Genomic DNA, 15,284 nt, shown 5'->3' with positions numbered 1-15,284 from the left:
TTATTGATGATGGTTGTTGTTGCTCTAGTGGTGGTGATGGTTTAGATGGAGAGCACTGAGGAGGAGAGGTTAGAGGTTACAGTGATAGTCACCATAAAGGATACAAGTGTTGAGTTCAGAGGCACGCCAGAGGCTGTACTTGATTCTGTGCATAGGTTCCTTGCAAGAGAGGTGCCAAACCTTGATCTAGCATATAGGATCTCCCTGAACTACTCACTACCCCAACTCATGGATATGTTTGCTTCATACATAAGGCTGACACCTGAAGGCCCTAGGGTTATAAACGATACTGGTAAGAGGTTGAGTGATAAGGAGGTTATAGCACTACAACTTGTAGCATACAAGATGATGTTTGAGTTGAGGAGGTTCAACACCCCAAGCATGACAGCACAAGAGATACAAAGCGTAACAGGATTAAAACCAAAGTCAGTTAGTTCTAGGCTGAGTGAGCTGGTCAAGGCAGGATATGTTGAGAAGGAGGTAGGTGAGCAGGGGGCAAGGTATAGGATAACCACTCAAGGCATACAGTGGTTAAGCAATACCCTAGCCAGCAAGAGATGACCCATATCATACTATAGAACTAGCATGAGTAGAGCCATTCCCTCCTTCAATCCATCTTATAACCATTTATCTTATCTTATCTTACCCATTCCATCTCATCTTATCTATCACATCATCGATCGATCAACCCATTGGAGGTCTCTTCTGTACATACCTGTACGTTCTAGCACTCCCTATCCTGCTAAGGACACCCTCTCTAACTAGATCAGTTAACGCATGTGATACAGCAGTCCTATCGTAGTTGTATCCTAGCCTTGCAAGCTCCTCATGCACCTCTCCAAGGTTACGCTCATTGGAGAACCAGCCTTCATGCCAAAGCTTCTCTATCAAGCCTTTGCATGTTGAACCCTTACCTATACTACCCATCATCACCTTGCCCTCTCCAACCGCAACTACTTCTCTGCTACCTACAATACCTCCTACCATCGCTGTACCCATGGGTTTGCTTCCCATATCTGCTCCCTCTTTAGCATCTACACTCATGCTAGAACCCATACCAGCAAGTACGCTCTCCACCACCTGCCTTACCCTATCCTCCCTGCAGGTTATCTCAACCTCCCATGCACCCCTCTTCAACCTTACCTTCACCATGCTTGGCTCATCAGTGCTCTCATATTGTTCATGTTGAACATCTTGCGCAACATTTATAGGCCCCATACCCTATATTGTTGAACAAGATGAAGGCACAATTAAACCTTCCTATGGTAGATCTCAGCAATATGATGGAGATGATAGGCAAGAGCCTTGATAGCATCTTACCCTCAGGGCTTGATATGCTGAATGGTAAGCAGGTTCTCTTCGCCAACAATAATGTAATAATGAAGCCAATAGGGGGCTGGGATGTAACCCTTACACATAATGATGCCAAGATACATAGATTAGAGAGCATAGATATCCCAGCATGTGTAATTGCTGTGGACTCTAGTTGTATATTGGTAGGTGAGACCATAGATGGCTCTATATACTCTGCTAAGTGCAGTATAGCATTATCATGTAATGGCGAGCCTATTACACATGCCCTGATAGGGCCATTGTTATTCTACATCCAGTATTGTAGTGATTATGGCAAAAGCATGGAGATTGATGGTGTGAAGAGGATGATAAGGGTAAGGCTTGAACGCTTGGTCCAGTACGAGCTTGCTAGAGCGATGAGAGGTATCATACTTCTAGTAGATGGATCGCTGAGGCACTCCATACATGAACATCTCTACACAATCCATAAGGTAGAGGATGCATGTAGGACAAATGATAATATGCTGATAGGTTTGAGCAAGAGTACAAGGCTGAGATATCTTGAGGGTATGATATCACTCCTCAGTAGAGAGATGTACCCATGCTACATGGATGTTACAGATATGGTAGATGGGGTATGCTGTGATGGGAAGATGCTAGATAGGAGCAATGAGCATTGCATAGATTGTGATGGTAAGGAAGAAGGGATTATGGTGGCAGAAGAAGGAGAAGGAGAAGGAGTAAGAGAAGGAAAGGATGGATGCTATAGTAATACTTATGGTTATAACAGTTGCACAGACCCTGGAAGTAAGGCTAAGGCTAGGGTTAGGAGTAGGACAACAACAGCATCATCGTTGCTAGCAAAGCTTGCAGTTAATGGGCTGGTATTAAGAGCAGATGTACTTGATAAGCCAGAGACCTCCCTTGGTATGCTTATGGCAAACGATGCACTCCATAATGGTTATCCAGAGTCTCTTAGGATTGCACACCATACATCTGTATTCACCCATACAGATATGCTCTGCATAAGAGGTTTCATGAAGAGCAGGTTCAACATAAGGGAGGTGGATGGGGATGATGTTAGAAGAGCGCTCTTGGGCAAGATATAAGATGATGGATGGGTGGTGATGGATGAGGATAATAAGCAAGGAAGGCGATGAGATAATACTCCTTGCATTGCATGGCGAAGAGGTAAGCAAGGGTGACTATCTCATCATAGAGGATGTAGAGTGTAGAAGGAGGTTACTGGTTCAGGTGTATGATGAGGAGTATCATAACACACAATCACTCCTTGAGGATATCATCAGGGATGAGGTGGTTAATGCAGCAAGCAAGTGCAACCAGTACGATCCACTACAGATAGGCAATATAGCAAGGATAGTAAGGGATGCTAGATTATTGAGATGTAAGATAAGGGCAAGTGTAGAGGATGATAGGCTAGGGCATGCAGTATCATGGCTACCATCAAGGGTTAGTTCAAGATTGAGGAGGGTAGATATGCGTGAGTTGAACTCATTCATACATGGAAAAAGTGTTGCTAATGCTGCTACTGAGAGCCAGAAGGTGCATCCCATCAAGATAGGCTATAGCATGGATGGTGAACCAGTTACCATATATGCTGAGGACCTTGATGGTAGGTTGAACCTTATAACTGGTAAGAAGGGCTCTGGCAAATCTCATCTAGCAAAGAGTATAGTAAAGAGCTTAGTAGAATATGGTGCATACATATTCATACTCGACCTAAACAATGAGTATCTAGGCATAGCATGGAGGCATGATGGAGGGAAGAGTAGTATAGGTGATAAGGTGCTCTTCCTTGAGCCTGGGAGAGGCTTGAGGTTTACATTGGAGTATATAGGCAAGGGTGCAGTAGCAAACATGCTCAAGTATGCTCTAGATATGCCAGCAGCATCGCTAAGGGAGTTCTTCAGGGTTTGGGATGCGCTAGCATCAAGGAATAGGCTAGGCATATCAAACCTGATGGAGTCTGTAGCAAACTGGAGGGTGAACGAACTTGTGAAGGATGCATTAACATCTAGGCTTCATACAATGCTCACCTCTGGGCTCTTTGCAGATGGGAATGGTATAAGGGTAGAGGATATGATAAGGGAGAGGCATGATGGTGCAGTGATTGTTATAGGCATGGGCAGGGTTCCTCCAGTGGTTAGGAGGATGACTGTAGAGCTTCTGCTTAGCAAGCTTGTTGAACTACTTGAGCAGGGCAAGATACCTCCCATATTCTTGTTTGCTGAGGAAGCGCATCTCTACCTAAGGGATACCTACTGGGAGGATATAGTGACAAGGATGAGGCACTTTGGCATATTCACCACATTCATAACCAATCAGCCAGATGCTATAAGTGATAGTATATACAGGCAGTTGGATAACATATTCCTCTTCAACTTCACCAACGAGAACGATCTTGAGAAGATAGCAAGAGCATCGATGGTTGATGCAGAGTCTGTAAAGTCAATAGTTAGAACACTTCCAGCAAAGCACTGCATGGTAATAGGGAGTGTTGTGAATAACCTTCCTCTAGTGATAAGGACTGCACAGCAAGAGGTTCTCATGCTTGGAGAGACGAAGAGGTTCTTTAACAACAAAGTTAGTGTGTAATTGAACCCATTATGCTAACTACTAGTAGTATATATGATATGGATGAATAGAAATAAGGAAGGTGTTGGCTCTTTATAGAGCTCCTTGTCCTCTCTTCTTACTCCCTATATCAACAATATCCTCCACATTTGTTATGAATATCTTGCCATCTCCAGGGGAGCCAGTACTTGCAGCACCAACTATTGCATTGATCACATCATCAACCTTAGAGTCATCAACAACAGTTATGAGGGTTGTTCTTGCATGGAACTCTGGTACGTAGTACATGGTTCCTCTAGCGCCTGCTATGGCCTCCCTCTTCCCTGCCCCCCTACCCTTACTATCTATAACTGTTACACCTCCAACCCCTACCTTCTTCAACGCCTCATTCACAGCTATAAGCCTCTCTGTTGGTATAATAGCCTCTATCCTCTTCATCCTAAAGATATTAGACATATTACGATATAAGATTTTCCACGTATTACACATTCAAGCATACCATAATGTTACTCCTTGCCAGTCATATGTGTATTATACATAAGCACTAGATGCATTAGAAGGGAAGAAATCTTTTTAATCTGCTTATGCAAATCTAGCCCATGTTCAGAAGGCTTGATGCAGTGATACTATTCACCAGCGACCTCAAGCGTGCAGTAGAGTTTTATAGGGATGATCTTGGACTGCCATTACAGAATGCTACAAATGATACTGTAGAGTTCTTCTCCTCTGGCACAAAGATCATCATAAAGAGTGTAGATGGTAAGACTGGGGCTGGGGCTGAGCAGGTCAAGGGCAAGGCTGCTAGGTCTGGAATACTCCTAGGCTTCACTATCCAGAACATCGATGAGTTGTGTGAACTGCTCAAGAAGAAGGGTGTGAGGTTCCTGAAGGAGCCAAGGGAGGAGGCATTTGGCAAGCATGCAATAATACTTGATCCAGATGAGCATATGATATCCCTAGCACAGATCAAGGGTGCTGTTCAGGAGGAGTTCGATCTTCTGGGTGCTATAGGCACTGAGTGAGTAATAATCAAAAGCAAACAGAATACAAGTGTATTAATTTAGTATAGTAATAATCACAATTATAATAAATCAGCACCTCTCCATACATAGCATAAGCGTACTCATAGCCTTTGGATGCTCCATGTCTCCTCAACCATGTTGATGGTATAGTTGCTAATAACCAGACTAAACTAAACCAAATTAAACCAAACAAATATTGCTATCTATACCAACTCTAAGATTTTTATTTTAGGGCATCTACTTAATATCTATGTCATGCAAGCCAGTGATAGTAAGCATGGAAGTTACAGATGAGGCAGATGGGGTAGTTATAGTAATACAACCATCAAAGCGTGAGGCTGGCAAGATATCTGTATGGCTCAAGGATTACAAGTTTGGTGATCTCTCCATGGATGAGGTTGTTAGATTTGTTGCAGAGCAACTCACAACTATTCTGAAGAGGGCTGGGTATGAGACTAAGAAGACCCCAAAGGTTGGAGATACTGTTATCTTCAAGCATGATATGCCTGATGTTAGTGCTGGTGCAAAGGGCATAATAGTTGATATAGAGCCAGACAGACCCTATGCCTACCTTATAAGGGTTGGTGATGTTGAAGTATTTGCTAGGCTAGAGGATTTTGAGTTAGCATGATTTACTATGTTGATTGATTGTATGCTATGAGTAAGTAAAAGGTAAGATAGTTAAGTAGGATTATTATACATGCACTACATGCAAGAGGGTTTAGAGTTCATTGTAAGATCCATAACTGATAATGGTAGCCTCTTAACCCTTCTCCTCCAGCAGGAGATAAGGACAGAGCCAGTAGATCAGGCTGAGATGCTTAAGCAGAGGATAGACAGCATAAAGGAGTTGGATGAGGATACCAAGGCAATTATGAAGAAGATAATCCCTGCAATAGTACCATTCCAGCATGTTCAGCATGTAACCTACTCCCCCATACAGATGAGCATAACTGTAACAAGGCAGGTGTATGAGAGGATAGGGAGTCCAAGGGTTGGTGATACCCTGATAGTTACCATACAGAAGGTATGAGTTATGGGGATGCTATAAGCAGATGATGTTTGGTTAGGTAGTAGATGAAGATGCATAATATATGTTATATTTAAGCATAGTTGTAGTAGATAAGCTATGTATGAGGGTGGTGATGAGCTCTCCTTACTCATAAGGGTATGCAGTAGATACGCTCCAAGCAGGATGCTCTCATTCAATATGGCACATGTTATAGTTGCATTACAACTCATGGGTAGGCTTGGGAGAGTAAGCAGGGCTGTGCTTATGAGGGAACTTATGCTTGGGGAAGGGTCTGTAAAGACCATGATAAAGCATATGAGGATGTATGGTCTGGTAGAGACTAGCAGGGCAGGTGTAATGCTAACCAGCAAGGGTAAGGATCTATATGCTAGATTATCGAGGGTGATGGTTGCAGAGGCAAGAATACCAAACTGCTCTATAGCTGTAGGTGAGTTCAACTATGCAGTGAAGGTCAGGGGTATAGCAAATGCAATAAGATCTGGTGTAGAGCAGAGGGATGCTGCTATCAAGGTTGGTGCGCTTGGTGCAACAACCCTAGTATATAGAGGATCTAGGTTCATAATGCCTGGGAGTGGTAATAGTGTGTACATAAAGGAGCAGGATGTAATGGATAGGCTTAAGGACCTCATGCCAGAAGAGGATGATGTAATAATAATAGGAAGTGCATCTAACGTGAAGGTGGCAGAATTGGCAGCAAAGTATGCTGTATTAACAACACTGCTCAACATGCTACACTACACTCATAATAGTTTATTATAATCACCAATAGCAATTGAATGCTATATGAGCAAGGCAAAGATGCTCCTCCTCTTCCTTGATCTTACATGGGGGCAGAGTTACATACACGGCAAGGCTATGTATAAGGATAAAGTTTATGCTATAAACATACAGTATGGCAGGAAGGAATTTATGCTGCCAGAGGAGTTGCTCTACCATAATGCTAATGAGGTTATCATCCATCTCTACACAGACTCTGGCAAGAAGATAACTGCTACGTATAATGTTAAGGTTAGCAATCATGATATGATAGAAGTATATGATGAGGATCTAACAGATGCGATAGCAAAGGAGTTGCCAGTTGAGATGCTCATAGAGTTCCTTTAGATACATTCTTAATTATACATGTGTTGCACTCATCGGGATTGTCAAGATAATAGCGTATAATCATAGATGTTAACTTGACAATCTGGCATTCATCATCTGCTCAACTTATAGGTTGAATACACTTGCTATAGACTGCTCATACGGTGGCTCAAGTACACCCTTCTCTGTTATTATTGCTGTTATGAGGGTTGGAGGGGTAACATCAAATGCTGGATTGAATACCCTTATGCCCTTTGGTGCTATCCTCCTCCTTGCTATCTTCACAACCTCATCGTATGCCCTCTCCTCTATGATAACATCCTCAACCTTGCTCTTAAGATCGAAACTGGAGAGAGGAGCAGCAACGTAGAATGGGATGTTATGCTCTTTAGCAAGTATAGCAACCTGATACGTGCCTATCTTGTTGAATACATGCCCATCCCTTAGTACTCTATCAGCCCCAACTATAACCTTGTCTATCATCCCTCTAGCCATGAGCAATGCTACAGAGGTATCTGGAGCAATGCTTACATCTATCCCATCATGCTTGAGTTCGAATGCAGTAAGTCTTGCTCCCTGCATAACTGGCCTAGTCTCTGTTGCTATAACGCTTATCCTCTTACCCTTCTCTTTGGCAGCCCTTATCACTCCTAATGCTGTGCCATAGCCTACAGTTGCAAGGGCGCCAGCATTACAGTGTGTAAGAACCCTATCACCATCGTTCAGTAGCAAGGAGCCATGATCTCCAAGCCTTCTATTAACATCGAGATCCTCCTTGAGCATAGCTACAGCCTCAGATAACATAGCCTCTCTAGCCTTATCGATAGAATCAGCACCCCTAGCCTTGCTCATTATCCTCTCCAATGCCCAGAATAGGTTTATTGCAGTTGGTCTTGTAGCTCTTAGTAGTTTGAATGCAGCATCAATCTCATGCATGAAACTCTCCTTATCCTTTGCCTTACTGTTGATTGCTGCAAGTGCTAGCCCAAATGCAGCAGCAACCCCTATTGCTGGGGCACCTCTAACAGCCATGCTCTTTATACAATCTGCAACCTGCTCATGGCTCTTGCATCTTATATACTCTAGCCTGTTTGGGAGCCTCCTCTGATCTATAAGCACTAGACTCTTATCCTTATCATCCCACTGTACAGTCATCAGTCCATATCTGTACTCCATATGCATGGCTAGATCTATGCTACTTTTATACTATACCACATCTTACAGAATGTTAGGTATTGTTATAAATTATATTATTTATCCTTATTCTGGATAGATAGTAGTAAGTATAAAGATAGATCTCATGGTTATAGCAATAATTCCTGCTAAAATATCAATATCTAAACTACAAACCAAGGCATCTGACAGATTATAGGTTTGAGGATAGGCCTTCCACCATAGGGAACTAATTAGGCCTAAATGACCCAATAGTGTTGCGCTTTCAGGAGCATACGTGTGAACCCCTACCAGGATATGGTGGAAAACGGATCGGTAGAATAGGCTATAGCTCCAACTAGAATTGAGAGACTATACTAAGGGTAAATAGGAGCAGATTTTAAAACAACTCATCATTATCCTGACACTATCTGTTATTGCTCACATTATATAATGAGTAAATATTTATAGCAAGGGCAACATCAAGAACTACTACAAATAAATCACCACAAACACCGCCTACAGTATCAACAACAGCATTCTTCAAGCATTCTGAGATAAAGATCTAGACTCTGCACGCTTTATTGCTAGTATAGCACTCCTCAAGAGTGATACAATGAGCATAACCTCCTTGGATGTAGCCGTGCTCCTACCCATAATCCTCCTTATAGCAGTCTCTATCATGGGTATCCTGTATTCCCTTGTATTTGCTACCTTTGCAAGATCTACAGCATACTTGATGAGTAGATCTATCTCCTCTCTACTTGCATACTCTACTCTATGCATACTTGAATCTCTGAATATCTCGTAGAGTATTATTGCTAGTGCATGGGATATGTTTAGTGCTTTGTAATCAGTTGGTGTGTTTATGCTTACCACAACATCGCATCTAGCAAGTTCCTCATTTGTGAGCCCTGTAGACTCTCTACCGAGGAGGAGGCATACCTTATCCTTACCTCTTACAATACCTGCTAACATGCTAGCATCTACAGCATCCCTGATTATGTTGCTCCTATCACTGCTTGGTGTTGATGTACTCCCTACTATAATATCAAAGCCCATCCTTAGTATATCCTCAAAGTGCACTATCCTTGCTCTATCTACTATGCTAGCAGCATGTGCAGCAAAGATCCTTGCCCTTGCTAGATCAACCTTTGGCTCTATCAACAGTAACTCCTCAAGTCCAAAGTTCATCATCAGCCTTGCTATATGACCAACGTTAACCTCATACACAGGCTCGCATACTGCTATGCTTATCCTCACAGCATATATATCTAGACAGGGTCTTATCTGCATATGGAGAGGTATGCTCTAGTCAATGAATACAGGATAAGGTACATTGAGGAGGGTTCTGGCCCTACCCTCATACTTGTGCATGGACTTGGAGGCTCTGCAAACAGTTGGGTCAACAACATATCTAACTTGGCTAAGGATAATCATGTATATGCACTGGATATGCTAGGCTTTGGGAGGAGTGATAAGCCAAGGATTAACTATACCATAGATCTCTTCGTTGATATGCTCAGAGGGTTCATGGATACGCTTGGAGTAGATAAAGCCAGTATAGTAGGCTCATCGCTTGGAGGGCAGATAGCTGCTGAGTATGCCCTAAAGCATCAAGAGAGGGTTGATAGGCTCATCCTTGTAGCACCAGCAGGGTTCACACCAAAGACATTCAAGGGCACTAATACACTACGCAACTACACAAGGATATTCAATGCAAAGAGTAAAGATGGGTTAAGGCATATACTGGAGAGGGTCCATGGCACCAGTATTAGCGATGAGTACCTTGAGTGGATGTATGAGTATATAAGGATGGAGAATGCTAGACATGCATTCATCTCAGCATTGAGGAATAGTGCAAAGGCAGAGAGGTTAAGTAGGAGGTTCAAGAGAGCATTGGAGTCTGGAAGTATCAAGGCTCTGGTGATCTGGGGCAAGGATGATAGGATAATCCCTGTAAGGTATGCTGAGCAGTTCATAGATATGCCTAACTGCAGGCTAATCCTGCTTGAGAACTGTGGACATAGACCTCATGTTGAGGTTAGCAATGTATTCAACGAGTATGTGAGGTTCTTCCTGAAGCAGATAGATTAACCTTCCTTAGCCTCATAGTCTTAGCAGTTACAAAGCAATTCTTATGCTAGATTTAGATTAACCCAAACGGGAGTTCTCAAAGGTTAAAGAAGTTGATGATATGCAGAGATAGAGATTAACATCATTAATCAGTTATTGTATCAACTCCTAAATTAATATAATAACGTAGTAATGGGAGGTACATCATCTACTATACCATCTGCTCTTATAGTAATAAACAAACCTTATAGTAATAAACAAATTTATGCATTCCTAAATAAAGATTGTATTGTATTAGAAGCCCTTAACACCCTTAGCCAGCTCTACCTGCCTGTGCATCTCTGATAATGCACACCCAGCACCCATATCCTGCTGCTGAGGCTTACCCCTCCTCAGCAACCCTCTATACAGCCCCTCCTCCAACCTCTTCCCTGCCTTCTTCTCCCACTCCTCTACTGGCATACCGTACTTCTTCTGTATCCTATCTCTATACCACTCTGGTATGACGTTGAATGCACAGAACGGTATTATCCTTAGATCTGGTGTTAGATAGTGTATATCGCATCTCTGCAACCTCTCAAGGTCCTCATTGTACTTATCCTGGAAGTGCATCATGCCAAGGAAGAGGCTCCTCACATGCCATGAACCAACACTATCGAAGTTCCTCTTGAGGAGTATACTTGCGAACATCTTTGCTAGATCAACACCCTTTGGCTGCTTCTTCCTATCTATGAATGTATTCAACTTGCTTACTACCTCAACCATGCTTGCATATCTATTCCTCCCAGACTTGATCTCCTCAGCCTTCTCCTCAAAGTACTCCAGTAACCCTCTTATATCAACGAATGCGGTTAATGGCACCAACTTCTTGCTCTCAGCATCCTCAAAGACATACGTGCCAGCACCACATGCAAAGTGTATGCTCAACTCGTACTTTGGTCTTCTACTGAACTGCTCTATAACATCGGTTAATGGCATGCAACTTGGTACAGGGAACCAAGCATCCTTTGGTATCTCACCGTTGGTCTGCTCCTCGATCCTCTCAATGCAGTCTGGTATTGTTATCCTATACTTCTCCCTCTCCTTCTTTGTCATCCTCCCTGTTAAGGATACAGGTTGGAAGTTAACGCCATGCACAACATCCATGTTCCTTTGAGCATACCTGATTATATCCCCTAACTCATGATCGTTAACTGACTTGATCACTGTAGGAACGAAGACTATGGTCATGCCAACCTTCCTTGCATTCTCTAGCACGTATGGAACCTCCCAGTGGTTCTTTGGGTTTGTTCTAGGCGTTACACCATCAAAGCTAAGATACAGGTTGTTCACACCAGCCTCCCTAATCTGGCGCATCAACTCTACATCCATTGCAAGCCTTATACCGTTTGTATTCATCTGTATGTGATCTATCCCTTCTTCCCTTATCGTCTTTATAACATCTACTATATCCTCTCTAAGCATTGGCTCGCCTCCAGTTATCTGCAATGAGTTGCCTGGGATAGGCCTCTCAGCCTTGAGCATCTTTGCCATTGCCCTAACCTGCTCTAGACTAGGCTCGTACAGATATGAGCCCTCAAGACCCTTCTTAACGTAGAAGAAGCAGTACCAGCATGTGAGATCACATCTATTTGTAACTATCATATTCGCTAAACCTGAATGGCTAAGATGGTTGGTGCAGAGACCACAGTTCGTAGGACATGCACACTTTTCTATCCCAACATTTGCTGTACTTGCATCTATCCCCTTCCCATCCCTCCAGTATGTGCTGAACTTCTTGTACATCTCATATGAACCGAAGTAGAGCTCTTCAACCTCACCATGCTTTGGACAGGTCTTGCTCATGTACACCTTGCCATCCCTCTCAAATACCTCAGCATCAAGTATCATGTTGCACTCTGGGCATATACTCTGCGTATACCTTATTGTCTTCCCTTTGGCTTGTCCCTTCTTTGCTAGTGATGTTATCTGTATCAGATCCATTGATACAATCACTTCCCCTATACGATATAAGTATATCTAAAGTAAACATAAGGTGAATTGTATGCTTAATTATCTGCATAAATTAAATACCACATCACCTTAGCAGAGAAGAGATGATAAGCGAGAAGGCAAGGAAGGCCATGGAGGGTATAGGATTAACAAGTTATGAAATAAAGGCTTATACTACGCTCCTTGTTGAGGGTGCACTCACAGCACAAGAACTAAGCATAAGATCTGGTGTGCCATACAGCAAGATATATGAGGTTCTAGGCAAGTTGGAGGAGAAGGGTTGGATAGAGTCAGATGGCTCTAGACCAACCAAGTTCTACCCAAGGTCACCTGCAACTGCGCTAGAGGCTATGAAGGCACGTATGGAGAGCGAGATGAGGGATGCTGAATCTACAATAGTTGGGGAGTTGATGCCACTCTACGATAAGAGTGGGGCTAAGGAGAAGCCAGAGATATGGGTGCTTAGAGGGCTGCATAACATACTAGCAAAGGTTAAGGAAGTTATACTTGGATGCGAGAAGGAGTTGTTAGTTGCTCTTCCTGCTGTTGCTGAAGGTATGAGCAAGCAGATGCAGCCATTGCTTAGACAGTTGAGGGAGAAGGGTGTTAGGATAACCATACTTGCAAGTGAGAGCACTAGCAGTGAGGTTATAAAGGCTCTAAGCAGGGTAGCAGAGGTGAGGTTCAAGGATAGCATGTTTGGAGGAGGGGTTATAAGTGATAGTAGGCAAGTGATACTCCTTCTAGCAAGTGAGAGGATGGGTAATGAGCCATTGGCGATACTTGCTGAGCATACTGGCCTTGCAGGGTTTGCAAGGGAGTACTTCAACTACCTCTGGAAGGAGGCAAGAGATATAGATTATCATAGTTAATGGTGATAATAATAGGCTTCTAACTACTAAGAAGAGCACCTAGTCTATCCAATATACTACTATCCCTCAAACTATAGAAGATGTATCTGCCTATCCTCTTACCCTCTATTATTCCTCTAGCCCTCAACCTCTCTATATGGTAATTTATTGTGGTCTTTGCCTTCTTCAGGGCTTTAGCCAATCCATCAAGTGTTACGGCACCATACTCCACTATCATGCTAATTATATCCTTACATATTCTATTCCTTATACACTCTATGATATCTGCCTGTAAATCATCTACATCACTAGTATAGTATCTACTCTTCCTTGCTGAGCGTACAGCCCTTATACTCCCTTCTCTTTCTAGCCTTGTAAGATGGTATGTTAGCGTACCATACGATAATCCTGTAAGTCTCTTTAGCTCCATATACCTTATCCCTTGAATATTCTTTATAGTGTTCAGCACTATATACCTATTATTGTTGCTCTGTTGCATAACTAATTTATTTTTATTAATATCTTGCCTCTTCATATAGAAAGTATTTACATGGATGTATATTAGTATATGTGACTATTCCCAACTCTGATTATCAGTCATGATAATATATAAATAATTGAATACAAACGTTCTTCTAGTACAGTACTAGTATAATTCCACAAGACTTAATATAAATAATTTAGATGTATTCATCATGAGGTATACAGCATACGTGATTGGGATAGTAGTAGCAGCAGTGCTTGCAGTAGCAGCAACAGTACAGGTATCACAACAACAGCAGCATACAAGCGGACATACAAGCGGAGATGGAGTAGGTACAATACCCATGCATCCTATAAGCCATGGAGGTTCAACTATAGTAGTGCATATCACAAGTGGAGATCCAAAGGATGCAAGACATATGCTAAGTGCTGAGATGGGTGTAAGAATGGCACTAGCGATGCAACAGCAGGGCAAGGATGTCATAGTCTTCCTTGACTCATATGGCACTATGCTTGCACCAAGGAACCCTACTGATGACAGGTTGAAGGCACTGAACTCAGACTTGCAACAGTTCGCAATGCAGGGAGGTAGAGTTATAGTATGCCCACACTGCTATCAGGTACTAGGTAACAAGGCTGAGGATCTGACACCAGGATTCGAGTGGGCTGGTCCTGGGAAGATGTCCAAGGTATGGAGCGGTAACGTGATAGTGATAGACTATTAAAACACATAGATTGATCTCAACCATCTTCTTTACCCCTTCTCTTTATTTTTAATCTGTTATGTATCTAATCTCAGCATTATTCCTTAAGACTAATATACCAACCATTGGTAATAATCTATAAATGATGGAGAAGGAAGAGGCGCTCTTCATAGAGACTGCAGAGAGGGAGCATATAGAGATGTACCTAAAGGCTATATGGATGCTTAATGAGCGAGGAGAGGAGGCAAAGGTAAGCGTTATAGCAAGGGTATTGAACATAAAGCAGCCTAGTGTTGTTCAGATGCTTAGGAAGTTGCATAGGCGAGGCTATGTTATTTACAGCAATGGCAAGGCAGAGCTAACTGATAAAGGTAATGAGATAGGCATGCAGATGATTAGGAACAGTAGACTGCTAGAGGTCTTGATGAAGAATGCACTAAAGATAGATCTGGATGAGGAGATGGTCTGTGGGATGGAGCATCATATGAGCAAGAGATTTGCAGATGCAATATGCACACTTCTCAACCATCCAAGGATATGTCCACATGGCTATACAATACCTGAAGGTGAGTGTTGTAAAAATAATAGGTTAACTGAGTCTGGTCAACTTTAACCTCAGCTCTGCTAGTTCTTGGCTGCTAAGCCTAACATAGTTCCCTCCAGCCCTCTCTATGACTATGTAGCCAGCCTTTACCTCGCTTGGGTACACCTTTATGTATGCCCCATCACTCCTAGTGAACTCATACCTTCTTCCAGATGAGGCTTTATCTATTGCAACTATGAACTCTGCAACATCCTTTACTGATGGTATTGCTACTCCTCCTCCACCACCAGTAGGTAGAGTACCTCCCCTTGCACCTCCCTCATCACTACTCCTTATAACCCATCCATTACTACCCAGTTTAGTTACATCTACAGCCATGTATTGCACACCCAAAAGGAAAGTTATAAAGTTTTTCATAGAGATGCAGGTTATAGCAAGGTAGGTAGTTTGATAAGA

The 15,284-nt window shown here is 42.6% G+C and carries 19 protein-coding genes; 12 read left to right on the top strand and 7 right to left on the bottom strand.

Annotation, left to right across the window (positions count from 1 at the left end; translation table 11 throughout):
• Positions 1-45 precede the first annotated feature (45 nt).
• Positions 46-561, top strand: coding sequence for a winged helix-turn-helix domain-containing protein (locus CRG89_RS01075; protein WP_103286546.1), 516 nt, complete (start codon positions 46-48; stop codon positions 559-561).
• A gap of 123 nt (positions 562-684) precedes the next feature.
• Here the strand turns inward: CRG89_RS01075 and CRG89_RS01070 are convergent, their stop codons facing one another.
• Positions 685-1,152 (bottom strand): hypothetical protein, encoded by a 468-nt coding sequence (locus tag CRG89_RS01070; RefSeq protein WP_148695280.1) that lies wholly within the window; start codon positions 1,150-1,152, stop codon positions 685-687.
• A gap of 86 nt (positions 1,153-1,238) precedes the next feature.
• Between CRG89_RS01070 and CRG89_RS01065 the strand changes: the two genes are divergently transcribed.
• Positions 1,239-2,402 (top strand): DNA double-strand break repair nuclease NurA, encoded by a 1,164-nt coding sequence (locus tag CRG89_RS01065; RefSeq protein WP_103286544.1) that lies wholly within the window; start codon positions 1,239-1,241, stop codon positions 2,400-2,402.
• A gap of 22 nt (positions 2,403-2,424) precedes the next feature.
• Positions 2,425-3,909, top strand: a complete 1,485-nt coding sequence (locus CRG89_RS01060) for an ATP-binding protein (protein ID WP_103286543.1) — start codon at positions 2,425-2,427, stop codon at positions 3,907-3,909.
• 72 nt (positions 3,910-3,981) lie between these two features.
• Here the strand turns inward: CRG89_RS01060 and CRG89_RS01055 are convergent, their stop codons facing one another.
• On the bottom strand, positions 3,982-4,326 hold the full coding sequence (locus CRG89_RS01055; protein ID WP_197706625.1) for a P-II family nitrogen regulator: 345 nt from the start codon (positions 4,324-4,326) through the stop codon (positions 3,982-3,984).
• Positions 4,327-4,487: 161 nt separating this feature from the next.
• Between CRG89_RS01055 and CRG89_RS01050 the strand changes: the two genes are divergently transcribed.
• The 5 genes from CRG89_RS01050 (at position 4,488) to CRG89_RS01030 (ending at position 7,047) form a co-directional block, all read left to right on the top strand.
• Positions 4,488-4,910: a VOC family protein gene (locus tag CRG89_RS01050; RefSeq protein ID WP_103286541.1), complete on the top strand. Its 423-nt coding sequence runs from the start codon at positions 4,488-4,490 to the stop codon at positions 4,908-4,910.
• A gap of 250 nt (positions 4,911-5,160) precedes the next feature.
• Complete coding sequence (locus tag CRG89_RS01045; RefSeq protein ID WP_103286540.1) at positions 5,161-5,541, top strand: hypothetical protein; 381 nt, start codon at positions 5,161-5,163, stop codon at positions 5,539-5,541.
• A gap of 69 nt (positions 5,542-5,610) precedes the next feature.
• Positions 5,611-5,943 carry a hypothetical protein gene (locus tag CRG89_RS01040; RefSeq protein ID WP_103286539.1) on the top strand — a complete coding sequence of 111 codons (333 nt, stop codon included), beginning with the start codon at positions 5,611-5,613 and terminating at the stop codon, positions 5,941-5,943.
• Between the two features lie 96 nt (positions 5,944-6,039).
• Positions 6,040-6,702: a DUF4443 domain-containing protein gene (locus tag CRG89_RS01035; protein WP_103286538.1), complete on the top strand. Its 663-nt coding sequence runs from the start codon at positions 6,040-6,042 to the stop codon at positions 6,700-6,702.
• 24 nt (positions 6,703-6,726) lie between these two features.
• Positions 6,727-7,047, top strand: a complete 321-nt coding sequence (locus tag CRG89_RS01030; protein ID WP_103286537.1) for a hypothetical protein — start codon at positions 6,727-6,729, stop codon at positions 7,045-7,047.
• 105 nt (positions 7,048-7,152) lie between these two features.
• On the opposite strand, the gene mtnA is transcribed toward CRG89_RS01030, so the two are convergent.
• Complete coding sequence (gene mtnA, locus CRG89_RS01025) at positions 7,153-8,202, bottom strand: S-methyl-5-thioribose-1-phosphate isomerase (protein ID WP_103287849.1); 1,050 nt, start codon at positions 8,200-8,202, stop codon at positions 7,153-7,155.
• A gap of 519 nt (positions 8,203-8,721) precedes the next feature.
• The gene (locus CRG89_RS01020) at positions 8,722-9,474 is read right to left on the bottom strand and encodes an RNA methyltransferase (RefSeq protein WP_103286536.1); all 753 of its coding nucleotides are present in this window, start codon (positions 9,472-9,474) and stop codon (positions 8,722-8,724) included.
• Between CRG89_RS01020 and CRG89_RS01015 the strand changes: the two genes are divergently transcribed.
• Entirely contained in the window at positions 9,475-10,275 is an 801-nt protein-coding gene (locus CRG89_RS01015) for an alpha/beta fold hydrolase (RefSeq protein WP_103286535.1), read from the top strand. It begins immediately after the preceding gene.
• Positions 10,276-10,548: 273 nt separating this feature from the next.
• Here the strand turns inward: CRG89_RS01015 and tes are convergent, their stop codons facing one another.
• Positions 10,549-12,237 (bottom strand): tetraether lipid synthase Tes, encoded by a 1,689-nt coding sequence (gene tes / locus CRG89_RS01010; protein WP_103286534.1) that lies wholly within the window; start codon positions 12,235-12,237, stop codon positions 10,549-10,551.
• A 113-nt stretch (positions 12,238-12,350) separates the two neighbouring features.
• Here tes and CRG89_RS01005 point away from each other — a divergent pair, with 113 nt between their 5' ends.
• Positions 12,351-13,118 (top strand): TrmB family transcriptional regulator, encoded by a 768-nt coding sequence (locus CRG89_RS01005; RefSeq protein ID WP_103286533.1) that lies wholly within the window; start codon positions 12,351-12,353, stop codon positions 13,116-13,118.
• Positions 13,119-13,137: 19 nt separating this feature from the next.
• On the opposite strand, the gene CRG89_RS01000 is transcribed toward CRG89_RS01005, so the two are convergent.
• Positions 13,138-13,596 carry a winged helix-turn-helix transcriptional regulator gene (locus CRG89_RS01000; RefSeq protein ID WP_103286532.1) on the bottom strand — a complete coding sequence of 153 codons (459 nt, stop codon included), beginning with the start codon at positions 13,594-13,596 and terminating at the stop codon, positions 13,138-13,140.
• A 196-nt stretch (positions 13,597-13,792) separates the two neighbouring features.
• Between CRG89_RS01000 and CRG89_RS00995 the strand changes: the two genes are divergently transcribed.
• Positions 13,793-14,305, top strand: a complete 513-nt coding sequence (locus CRG89_RS00995; protein ID WP_103286531.1) for a DsrE family protein — start codon at positions 13,793-13,795, stop codon at positions 14,303-14,305.
• 121 nt (positions 14,306-14,426) lie between these two features.
• Positions 14,427-14,897: a metal-dependent transcriptional regulator gene (locus tag CRG89_RS00990; RefSeq protein WP_103286530.1), complete on the top strand. Its 471-nt coding sequence runs from the start codon at positions 14,427-14,429 to the stop codon at positions 14,895-14,897.
• On the opposite strand, the gene CRG89_RS00985 is transcribed toward CRG89_RS00990, so the two are convergent.
• Positions 14,874-15,206 (bottom strand): hypothetical protein, encoded by a 333-nt coding sequence (locus tag CRG89_RS00985; RefSeq protein ID WP_103286529.1) that lies wholly within the window; start codon positions 15,204-15,206, stop codon positions 14,874-14,876. The genes CRG89_RS00990 and CRG89_RS00985 overlap by 24 nt on opposite strands.
• Between the last annotated feature and the right edge of the window lie 78 nt (positions 15,207-15,284).

Source organism: Candidatus Nitrosocaldus islandicus (genome assembly GCF_002906215.1).
Lineage (GTDB): Archaea > Thermoproteota > Nitrososphaeria > Nitrososphaerales > Nitrosocaldaceae > Nitrosocaldus > Nitrosocaldus cavascurensis.
The sequence above is the reverse complement of the archived record's forward strand: the minus strand, read 5'-3'. Positions and strand labels throughout refer to the sequence as shown.